Source organism: Amycolatopsis sp. H20-H5, assembly GCF_035828755.1.
Taxonomy (GTDB): Bacteria; Actinomycetota; Actinomycetes; order Mycobacteriales; family Pseudonocardiaceae; genus Amycolatopsis.
In genome coordinates, this window is the sequence record NZ_JAYMZS010000203.1 from 1 (window position 1) to 8844 (window position 8844).

General features: G+C 69.7%; 10 protein-coding genes. 5 read left to right on the forward strand and 5 right to left on the reverse strand.

What is annotated here, in order from left to right:
- The 3 genes from QMK34_RS45825 to ccrA all read right to left on the reverse strand — a co-directional run.
- The coding region (locus QMK34_RS45825) for a universal stress protein (RefSeq protein WP_326421207.1) at positions 1-213 on the reverse strand (213 nt) is incomplete at its 3' end.
- A 123-nt stretch (positions 214-336) separates the two neighbouring features.
- Positions 337-1512 (reverse strand): chromosome segregation protein, encoded by a 1176-nt coding sequence (locus QMK34_RS45830; RefSeq protein ID WP_326421209.1) that lies wholly within the window; start codon positions 1510-1512, stop codon positions 337-339.
- A gap of 114 nt (positions 1513-1626) precedes the next feature.
- Positions 1627-2976, reverse strand: coding sequence for a crotonyl-CoA carboxylase/reductase (gene ccrA / locus QMK34_RS45835; RefSeq protein ID WP_326421210.1), 1350 nt, complete (start codon positions 2974-2976; stop codon positions 1627-1629).
- Positions 2977-3177: 201 nt separating this feature from the next.
- Here ccrA and QMK34_RS45840 point away from each other — a divergent pair, with 201 nt between their 5' ends.
- Positions 3178-3549: an SPW repeat protein gene (locus QMK34_RS45840; RefSeq protein ID WP_326421211.1), complete on the forward strand. Its 372-nt coding sequence runs from the start codon at positions 3178-3180 to the stop codon at positions 3547-3549.
- 16 nt (positions 3550-3565) lie between these two features.
- Positions 3566-4138, forward strand: a complete 573-nt coding sequence (locus QMK34_RS45845) for a TetR/AcrR family transcriptional regulator (RefSeq protein WP_326421213.1) — start codon at positions 3566-3568, stop codon at positions 4136-4138.
- 428 nt (positions 4139-4566) lie between these two features.
- Here QMK34_RS45845 and mce read toward each other — a convergent pair whose 3' ends face one another.
- Positions 4567-5013, reverse strand: a complete 447-nt coding sequence (mce, locus tag QMK34_RS45850) for a methylmalonyl-CoA epimerase (protein ID WP_326421214.1) — start codon at positions 5011-5013, stop codon at positions 4567-4569.
- A 115-nt stretch (positions 5014-5128) separates the two neighbouring features.
- Here mce and QMK34_RS45855 point away from each other — a divergent pair, with 115 nt between their 5' ends.
- Both QMK34_RS45855 and meaB read left to right on the forward strand, forming a co-directional pair.
- Positions 5129-6316, forward strand: coding sequence for an acetyl-CoA C-acetyltransferase (locus tag QMK34_RS45855; protein ID WP_326421215.1), 1188 nt, complete (start codon positions 5129-5131; stop codon positions 6314-6316).
- Between the two features lie 4 nt (positions 6317-6320).
- Entirely contained in the window at positions 6321-7286 is a 966-nt protein-coding gene (gene meaB / locus QMK34_RS45860; protein ID WP_326421216.1) for a methylmalonyl Co-A mutase-associated GTPase MeaB, read from the forward strand.
- A gap of 6 nt (positions 7287-7292) precedes the next feature.
- Here meaB and QMK34_RS45865 read toward each other — a convergent pair whose 3' ends face one another.
- On the reverse strand, positions 7293-7889 hold the full coding sequence (locus QMK34_RS45865) for a hypothetical protein (protein ID WP_326421217.1): 597 nt from the start codon (positions 7887-7889) through the stop codon (positions 7293-7295).
- Between the two features lie 146 nt (positions 7890-8035).
- On the opposite strand from QMK34_RS45865, the gene QMK34_RS45870 reads away from it, so the two are divergent.
- Positions 8036-8782, forward strand: coding sequence for a peptidylprolyl isomerase (locus tag QMK34_RS45870; RefSeq protein ID WP_326421218.1), 747 nt, complete (start codon positions 8036-8038; stop codon positions 8780-8782).
- The last annotated feature ends 62 nt before the right edge of the window (positions 8783-8844 follow it).

Genomic DNA, 8844 nt, shown 5'->3' on the forward strand with positions numbered 1-8844 from the left:
GTCCTCGGCCGGGGCCGAGCCGACCACCTGGTACGCCGCTTCACGCAGGACGTCCTGCGCCTTGTCGACGTCGTTCTTGGTCGCGGGGTAATACGCGCACACGATGACCAGCGTCGCGCCGGAGTCGGCGGCGACTCCGGCCGCGCGGTCTACCGCCGCGAAGGACGACTGGGAGCCGTCCGTGCCCACGACAACGGTCCGATAAGCAGCCATAGCCATCCTCCACCGAAGACTCGGGTCCACCACGCGCGACCAGGGCCGCCACGCGTGTGAGCAGGGACATCAGCGGATTTGAAACCGTCCGCCTGCTGTCTTCCGCTCCGTTGGGAGATGAGGCTACTCGCCAGTCGGTTTGCTCGCGCCTGCTGGCCGGGGGGAGGGCTTCGGCGCGGGCGTGGCCTTCGGCACATCGGCCGTCCGCAGCTGCACGGTCGCCTCCGCGTCGGGGCTCTTGGGCTTGGCGGAGGCGGCCATCGCCTTGGGCCTGTCCTGCTTCGGCGGCTCCTCCGCCGGCGGTTTCGTCTCTTCGCCGAGCACGTGGTGTGCCTCGGCCAGCACCGTCCTGGCCGAGCGGACCTGCTCGGCGAGGCCGGCGCGCACCTTGCGCAGCGATTCCACCCGCTCGGTCGCCTGGGTGATGCGCCGGTTCGACTCCTCGGTCGCCGTGCGGACCCGGCGGCGGGCCTCGTCGGCCGCCTCGGCGAGCCGGGCGTTGGCCTCGGTGATCGAGTCCTGCTTGCGCTTGCCGACTTCCTGGACGGACTCGCGCTGACGGCGGTCGATGTCGCTCTTGGCGGCTGTCTCCTCCTCGAGCACCTTCGCGCGGATGGCGGCCGCGTCCTCGGTGGCCTCGCGGACGCGGCGGGCGGCCTCGGTCTTGCTCGCGGCCTCCTGCTCGGCCAGCGCGCGCATCGCCTCGGTGCGCCGCGCGGCCATCGCGATCTCGAAGTCCTCTTCGATCTGCGTGCGGTGCTGCTCGGACTCGGTGTTGAGCCGGTCGCGCTCGGCCGTGCCCTTGTCGGTGATGTCCTTCGCCTCGGCGCGGGCGGTCTCGAGCACGGTGCGGTGCTCGGCTTCCATCTCCTTGCGCCGGGAGTCGAGCTCGGTGAGCAACTGCTCGTAACGGGCGCGCATCGCGCTCGCGTCGGTCTCGGCCTTCGCCCGGATGTGCCCGGCTTCGGCCTCGGCGCGGGCGCGCGTGTCCGCGGACTCGTCCTGCGCCAGCCGCAACATCCGTTGCAGGCGCTCGGAAAGACCTTCGACGCTCGTCGGCGGCTGGGCCAGCCGCTCGACCTGGCCGCGCAGATCGGCGATCTCGCCGCGCGCGATCTCCAGCTGCCGCGCCAGATCGCCTGCCTGGGAGATGGCCGCGTCGCGATCCGACGTGAGCATCTTCAGGTCGCCGTCCAGCCGCTCCAGGTGCTCGTCGACCTGCGCTCGGCTGTAACCGCGCTTCGCCACGTCGAAGCCGGCTCCCAGCGGCACCAGCTCCCGTTCCTCGCCAAGGCTCATGGTCCTACCGTAGCCGGTTGGCGGTGTCCGGCGGCGAGCCGGATGCGCCGAAGGGCACCCTTTCAGCGGTGAACGCGATCAGGATGCCCTCCGGCGGTGTTTCACTCCAACGGGTTACGCGTCCCGGAAGGCATTGATGGCGTCGAGGTGCTTTTCGCGCAGCTCGTGATCGCGCACGCCGAGTCCTTCCTCCGGTGCCAGCGCGAGCACGCCGACCTTGCCCTGGTGCAGGTTGCGGTGCACGTCGAGCGCGGCCTGCCCGGTCTCCTCCAGTGGATAGGTCTTCGACAGCGTCGGGTGGATCAGACCTTTCGCGATCAGCCGGTTGGCCTCCCACGACTCGCGGTAGTTCGCGAAATGGGAGCCGATGATCCGCTTGAGGTTCATCCACAGGTACCGGTTGTCGTACTGGTGCATGAAGCCCGAGGTCGACGCGCAGGTGACGATCGTGCCGCCGCGGCGCGCGGCGTAGACCGAGGCGCCGAACGTCTCGCGGCCCGGGTGCTCGAACACGATGTCCGGGTCCTCGTTGCCGGTCAGCTCGCGGATCTTCGCGCCGAAGCGCTGCCACTCCTTCGGGTCCTGCTCGTTCTCGTCCTTCCAAAATTGGAAGCCCTCGCCGGTGCCCTTGCTGCGGTCGATCACCAGCTCGGCGCCCATCTTGCGGCAGATCTCCGCCTTCTCCGGGCTGGACACGACGCACACCGGGATGCCGCCGCCGTTGAGCACGTACTGGGTGGCGTACGAGCCGAGCCCGCCCGACGCGCCCCAGATGAGCACGACGTCGCCCTGTTTCATGTCGGCACCGTTGCGGGAAACCAGCTGCCGGTACGCCGTCGAGTTGACCAGCCCTGGGGAGGCGGCCTCCTCCCAGGTCAGGTGGTTCGGTTTGGGCATCAGCTGGTTCGCCTTGACCAGCGCGACCTCGGCGAGGCCGCCGAAGTTGGTCTCGAAGCCCCAGATCCGCTGCTCGGTGTCGAGCATCGTGTCGTTGTGCCCGTCGGGGCCCTCGAGCTCGACGTTGAGGCAGTGGGCGACGACCTCGTCACCCGGCTTCCAGTTGTGCACGCCGACGCCGGTGCGCAGCACCACGCCGGACAGGTCCGAGCCGACGACGTGGTACGGCAGGTCGTGCCGCTTCGAAAGCGGCGAGAGCTTGCCGTACTTCTTCAGGAACTTGAACGTGGAGACCGGCTCGAAGATCGAGGTCCACACGGTGTTGTAGTTGATCGCGCTGGCCATCACGGCGATCAGCGCCTCGCCCGGCCCCAGTTCCGGGGTCGGCACGTCGTCGAGGTGCAGCGACTTGCGCGGGTCCTTGTCCCGGCTCTCGAGGCCCTCGAACATGGCGGCCTCGTCGGCGTGGACCGTCATCCCGCGATAGCTCTCGGGTACCGCCAGGGCGCCCACGGCTTCCGGCTCGCCGGACAGAATGGCCTGCTGGATCTCGCCGAGCTGAGTCATCGAACCCTCCGCGGGTGGTGTGGCTGTGGTGGCGGCTAAATTACTCATGAGTAACTCGCGGGCACAACTGTACGAGACACAACGGGGGAAAACATCTCGAACTGTGACGCACTCATCTTGACCGGCTGGCCAACCAAGGCGGATGATCGAGGGGTACCGACCCTTGATCGACAGGCTCTTACCAGCCCGGAGGTGAGCACGATGAATGAATCCACCACGCGCCCTTGGACGCGGTCCTACGACTGGGCGGAGGTCGTTCTCGGCGCCGTCGCCGCGCTGTCACCCCTTTGGATGACAACGGACAACGCCGCCACCTGGACTCTCGTGGTCCTCGGTGTCCTGATCGCGCTCGACGGCTTGGCGTCGCTGGCGCGGCCGGGCATGGTCTACGGCGAAGGCGTCCAGATCGTCCTCGGCGTGCTGGCCTTCGTCTCGCCCTGGGTCATCGGGTTCACCGGGTTCACCGGCGCGTCCTGGACGGCCTGGGTGGTCGGCCTCCTGACCGTCGTCGCAGGCGCGGCCGCGATGCCGATGGCGAACGCTGAACACATCCGGATGGCAGGGCAGCACTGAAGGTCGGAGCACGGGCATGAGCGAGGACTCGGCGAAGGAACGCATTCTGCGAGCCGCGGAAGCGCTCTTCGCCGAGTCCGGCTTCGACGCCACCCCGACCTCCCGCGTCGCGGAGCGGGCCGGGGTGCCGAAGGGGCTCGTGCACTACTACTTCAAGCGCAAGGCCGATCTGCTCACCGCGTTGGTCGACCGGCTGCCCGACGGGCGGATCGAGCCTGCCAGCGTCGTCATCCCCGGTGACATCGCGGGCAGCCTCCGCCGCCTGGTCGGCGAGCTCGACCGCCGGTTCAGCGGCTCGCCCGTGCTGTCCCACCTGCTGTGGCGCGAGGCCGACACGCACCACGCGGTGCGCGACGCGCTGCACGAGCGTTTCCAGCAGCTGGTGCGGCAGGTCCGCGCGGTGATCGTCGCGGCCGCGGGCGGCACCGTGGCGAGTGCCGACGTCGATTCCGCGTCCGGTCTGGTGGCCCGTGCCGTCAGCCATCGGCACGCGACGGCCCGGCACGCCGCCGACGACCGGCCCGCCGAGTTCGACGGCGAGCTCGCGTTCATCGCGGCGGCCCTGACCCCTCGCCCGCAACGCAGCTGAAGGTCGCCCTTGTTAGGTCCACCGCACCAAGGGCGACCTTCAGCAGGTCCAAGAACGCGTCTGAGAACTGTCGCAGCAGCCGCCGCTCGAAGCCTCGGGCGCCTGTCCTTCGAAGCCGCCTACCCTCCACAAAGGACGGAAAGTCGGCCCATTCACCCGTTTCATACCGCCATGACCGTTTCATGCGTGCCCCTGAAGGCCACCATGACAGCGTTAAACGCCGTGAAGGCTCCCATCAGGGCACACGGCAAGTCTGGGGTGTCGACTGAAGGGGACCTTCCCTCGACTCAACCTTGCAAAAGTCCCCTTCACCAGAACAGACCGTGTGAAAGTCCCCGTCAGTCACGCGGCCCCAGGCGCCAAACTGGACGACATGACATCAGTTTCCGGACGCCTTCTAACGCATCAAGGGCGACCTTCAGCTGCGGTCAGTGGTCCTTCGCGGGTTCGACCAGCTCGACCAGGACGCCGCCCGCGTCCTTCGGGTGCACGAAGTTGACGCGGCTGTTCGACGTCCCGCGCTTGGCCTCGTCGTAGAGCAGCCGCAGGCCCGCGGCGCGTAGTGCGGCGGCCGCGGCGTCCACATCGGACACCCGGTAGGCGAGTTGCTGCAGGCCCGGCCCGCTCCTGCCGAGGAACTTGCCGATCGCCGAGTCCTCCCGCAGCGGCGCGAGCAGCTGCAGCTGGGTCTCGGTGCCCGCGGTCCCCGGCGCGCGCAGCATGGCCTCGCGCACGCCCTGCTCCTCGTTGACCTCCTCGTGCGCGACCTCCAGGCCGAAGTGCTCGGCGTGGAACGCGATCGCGGCGTCGAGGTCGGGCACGGCGATGCCGACGTGGTCGATGGCCGTCACGAAGGTCTTCAGCACGTTCTGCATGGCTCGAAGAATAGGGCCGCGCGCAAGTGCCACGGCTCACACTGGCTCCATCAAGAGGCCCCGGCCCCGGGTATGGTCGCGAGAACTGCCCTTGCACCGATGCTTGGAGGATGTCGTGTCCGGTTCCGTGATCCTGGGTGCCGCCCGTACCCCCATCGGGCGGCTGCTCGGTTCCCTCAAGGACTTCTCGGGCGCGCAGCTCGGTGGCGTCGCCATCAAGGCCGCGCTCGAACGCGCCGGGGTCGACCCGGCCGCCGTCCAATACACGATCATGGGCCAGGTGCTCACCGCGGGCGCCGGTCAGATCCCGGCCCGTCAGGCCGCGGTCGCCGGGGGCATCCCGATGAGCGTGCCCGCGCTGACCATCAACAAGGTCTGCCTGTCGGGGCTCGACGCGATCGCGCTGGCCGACCAGCTCATCCGGGCCGGCGAGTTCGACCTGATCGTGGCCGGTGGCCAGGAGTCGATGACCCAGGCACCGCACCTGCTGCCGAAGTCGCGTGCCGGGTTCAAGTATGGCGACACCACGCTGGTCGACCACCTGGCCTACGACGGCCTGTTCTGCGCGTTCGACCAGGTCGCGATGGGTGCGTCGACCGAGAAGTACAACAACCGGTACGGCCTCACGCGTGAGCGGCAGGACGAGTTCTCCGCCCGCTCGCACCAGCGCGCGGCGGCGGCCAGCGAGGCCGGGTACTTCAAGGACGAAATCGCACCGGTGTCGATCCCGCAGCGCAAGGGCGACCCGGTCCTGTTCTCCGTCGACGAGGGCATCCGCGCCGACACGACGGTCGAGAGCCTCGCGAAGCTGCGTCCCGCCTTCGCCTCGGACGGCACGATCACCGCGGGCTCGGCGTCGCAGATCTCCGACGGCGCGGCCGCGGTCGTGGTGGCCAGCAAGGCCATGGCCGAGAAGCTGGGTCTCACGCCGATCGCCGAGATCGGCGCGCACGGCGTGGTCGCCGGGCCGGACGCGAGCCTGCACGAGCAGCCGTCGAACGCGATCCTCGCCGCGCTGGCGAAGGAGAAGCTCACCGCCGACGCGCTCGACCTGGTCGAGATCAACGAGGCGTTCGCCGCGGTCGGCGTGGTTTCCGGCGAGAAGCTGGGCCTGAGCGCGGACCGGATCAACGTCAACGGCGGCGCGATCGCGCTCGGTCACCCGATCGGGGCCTCCGGTGCCCGGCTGGCCGTGCACCTGATCCACGAGCTGAGCCGCCGGGGTGGCGGCCTCGGCGCGGCGGCGCTGTGTGGCGGTGGCGGCCAGGGCGACGCGCTGCTGCTGCGAGTGCCGAAGCCCTGACGACTTGCCGGTACAGCAGGACATCGACGAGCTGGTCGGCCGCGCGCGGGACGGCGTTCCCCGCGCGGTCGCCCGGCTCATCTCCCTGGTCGAGGACGCCCATCCGCGGGTACGGGAGATCGCGCACGCGCTGACGCCGTACACCGGCAACGCGCGGATCGTCGGGCTCACTGGACCGCCGGGAGTCGGCAAGTCGACCTCGACCTCCGCACTGCTGACGGCGTTGCGCGCGGCGGGCAAGCGGGTCGGCGTGCTGGCGATCGACCCGTCGTCGCCGTTCTCCGGCGGCGCGCTGCTCGGTGACCGGATCCGGATGACCGAGCACGCGGTCGACCCGGGAGTGTTCATCCGTTCGATGGCCACCCGCGGCCATCTCGGCGGCCTGGCCTGGGCGACGCCCCAGGCCGTCCGGGTGCTCGACGCCGCCGGGTTCGACGTGATCCTGATCGAGACCGTCGGGGTCGGACAGTCCGAAGTGGACGTTGTCCGGCTCGCCGACACCACCGTCGTGCTACTCGCGCCCGGCATGGGCGACGGCATCCAGGCGGCCAAGGCCGGGGTGCTGGAGATCGCGGACGTGTTCGTGGTCAACAAGGCCGACCGCGAGGGCGCCGAAGCCACCGTGCACGATCTGAAACAGATGATCTCCTTGGTGCGCCGGGAACTGCGGGGCCCCAGCTGGCGTCAGCCGATCGTGCGGACGGTCGCCTCACGCGGCCAGGGCGTCGAGGATTTCGTGCGTGCGCTCGAAGAGCACCACGAGTGGCTGGTGTCCCGCGACGAGCTGCCCCGCCGCCGGGCGGCCAGGGCCCGCGACGAGATCGAGGCCATCGCCGTCCGCCAGCTGCGTTCGGAGCTCGTCGACCTGCGCGACGGCGACCGGCTCGCGGAGCTGGCCGAGCGGGTCGCCGTGCGCGAGCTGGACCCCTTCGCCGCCGCGGACGAGCTGATCGGCGACCTGCGGAGCTGACCTCGCTCAGGTGCCGAGGTACTGCTCGATCCGCTGGAAGTCCTGCTCGATGTGCGCCGCGCTGCCGGTGACATTCGTGAACCAGCTGCCCAGCTGGGCGTTCTCCTCGCCGGTGAGTGGTTCACCGCCGGTGACCTTGCCGACGTACCCGGTGATCACGCCGACCTGAGTGCGGAACTGCGGAATCCGCTGGCGGAACTGGTCCGCGACCTCGGGATCGAAGATGTCGCCCAGGTGGACGAGGCCGTTGTTGACGTGTTCCTCGGCGTAGAGCGCGGCCGCCACGGAGGCCAGCTGCTCGGGCAGGGCCGCGTCCGGCCTCGGCAGGTGTGCGCGCATGAGTGAACGCGCGGAGCCAGTGGTCTCGAGCAGCCGCTTTCCGTCCTCGGCGGACAGGCCCGCGTCCTTGTCGAAGGTCTTGATCGCCGTGCCGACGCCGTCGAGCAGACCCGGGATCGGGTCGGGCCCCGTGCGGGCCGCGGCGCCGGGGAATCCCGCGCCGACCCGGTCGTGCACGAAAACGCGCTGGAGGTAGGCGTAGAGCAGGATCAGTCCGTTCAGCTGGTATCGCGTTTCCACAAGCTTCCGCTCTCTCGTTTTCACTCCCCGGAGGGCACGTTAGCCCAACCGGGTGACCGATCGGGCCGCTTTCCGGAAGACGGCACCTACCAACGGACCTGTGGACCCGGCGGGAAATCGCCCTATACTTCGGTTCCTTCGTTGGCGGGTCACTCTGGGAGGCACCGATCGTGCGCAGGTTCGCGAAAGCCGTCGTCACCGTGCTGGGAGCGGGCTTGCTGCTCGCCGCGGGAACCGGGGTCGCTTCGGCTTCAGCCCCGGCCGCTCATCCGCCGAAGGTCACCCACGGGCCCTGTCAGTACACCCAGACGCCCGACGATCCGGCCGCGCGGCCCGTGCCGCTGCCCCCGGATCCGCGGCACACGCCGAACCGGGGCAAGCTGGACATCCAGCTGAAAACCAACCAGGGGAACGTGCCGCTCAAGCTGGACAGGGCGAAGGCGCCCTGCACGGTGCAGAGTTTCGCGCACCTGACGGCGTTCCGGTTCTACGACCACACGACGTGTCACCGGCTCACCGCGTACTCGACGTTGAAGGTGCTGCAGTGCGGCGACCCGACCGGCACCGGTGAGGGCGGCCCCGGCTACAAGTACAAGGACGAGCTGCCCGTCGACCTGCCGAACGCCCCGACCGACCCGACCGGAACGCGCAAGATCTACGGTCGCGGCCTGCTGGCCATGGCCAACGCCGGACCGGCCACCAACGGCAGCCAGTTCTTCGTCGTCTACGGCGATTCCGTGCTGCGCCCGAACTACACGGTGTTCGGCACGGTCGGCGCCGAAGGAGTCGCGACGCTGGACAAGGTCGCCGCGGGCGGCATCGTGCCGGACCCGGCCGCCCCGCCGGGCGGCCCGGCCCCCGTCGACGGCAAGCCGGTCCTGACCACCGACATCCTCCGCGCCCGCTTCGGCTGCTGACCCACCGCCCCGAAGGTCCCTGAAGGCCACCATGACGGCGTTAAACGCCGTCATGGTGGCCT

Bases quoted from the DNA above. Each gene is read 5' to 3' on its own strand.
- QMK34_RS45830 (WP_326421209.1), bottom strand. From the start codon at position 1,512: ATGAGCCTTGGCGAGGAACGGGAGCTGGTGCCGCTGGGAGCCGGCTTC.
- ccrA (WP_326421210.1), bottom strand. From the start codon at position 2,976: ATGACTCAGCTCGGCGAGATCCAGCAGGCCATTCTGTCCGGCGAGCCG.
- QMK34_RS45840 (WP_326421211.1), top strand. From the start codon at position 3,178: ATGAATGAATCCACCACGCGCCCTTGGACGCGGTCCTACGACTGGGCG.
- QMK34_RS45845 (WP_326421213.1), top strand. From the start codon at position 3,566: ATGAGCGAGGACTCGGCGAAGGAACGCATTCTGCGAGCCGCGGAAGCG.
- mce (WP_326421214.1), bottom strand. From the start codon at position 5,013: ATGCAGAACGTGCTGAAGACCTTCGTGACGGCCATCGACCACGTCGGC.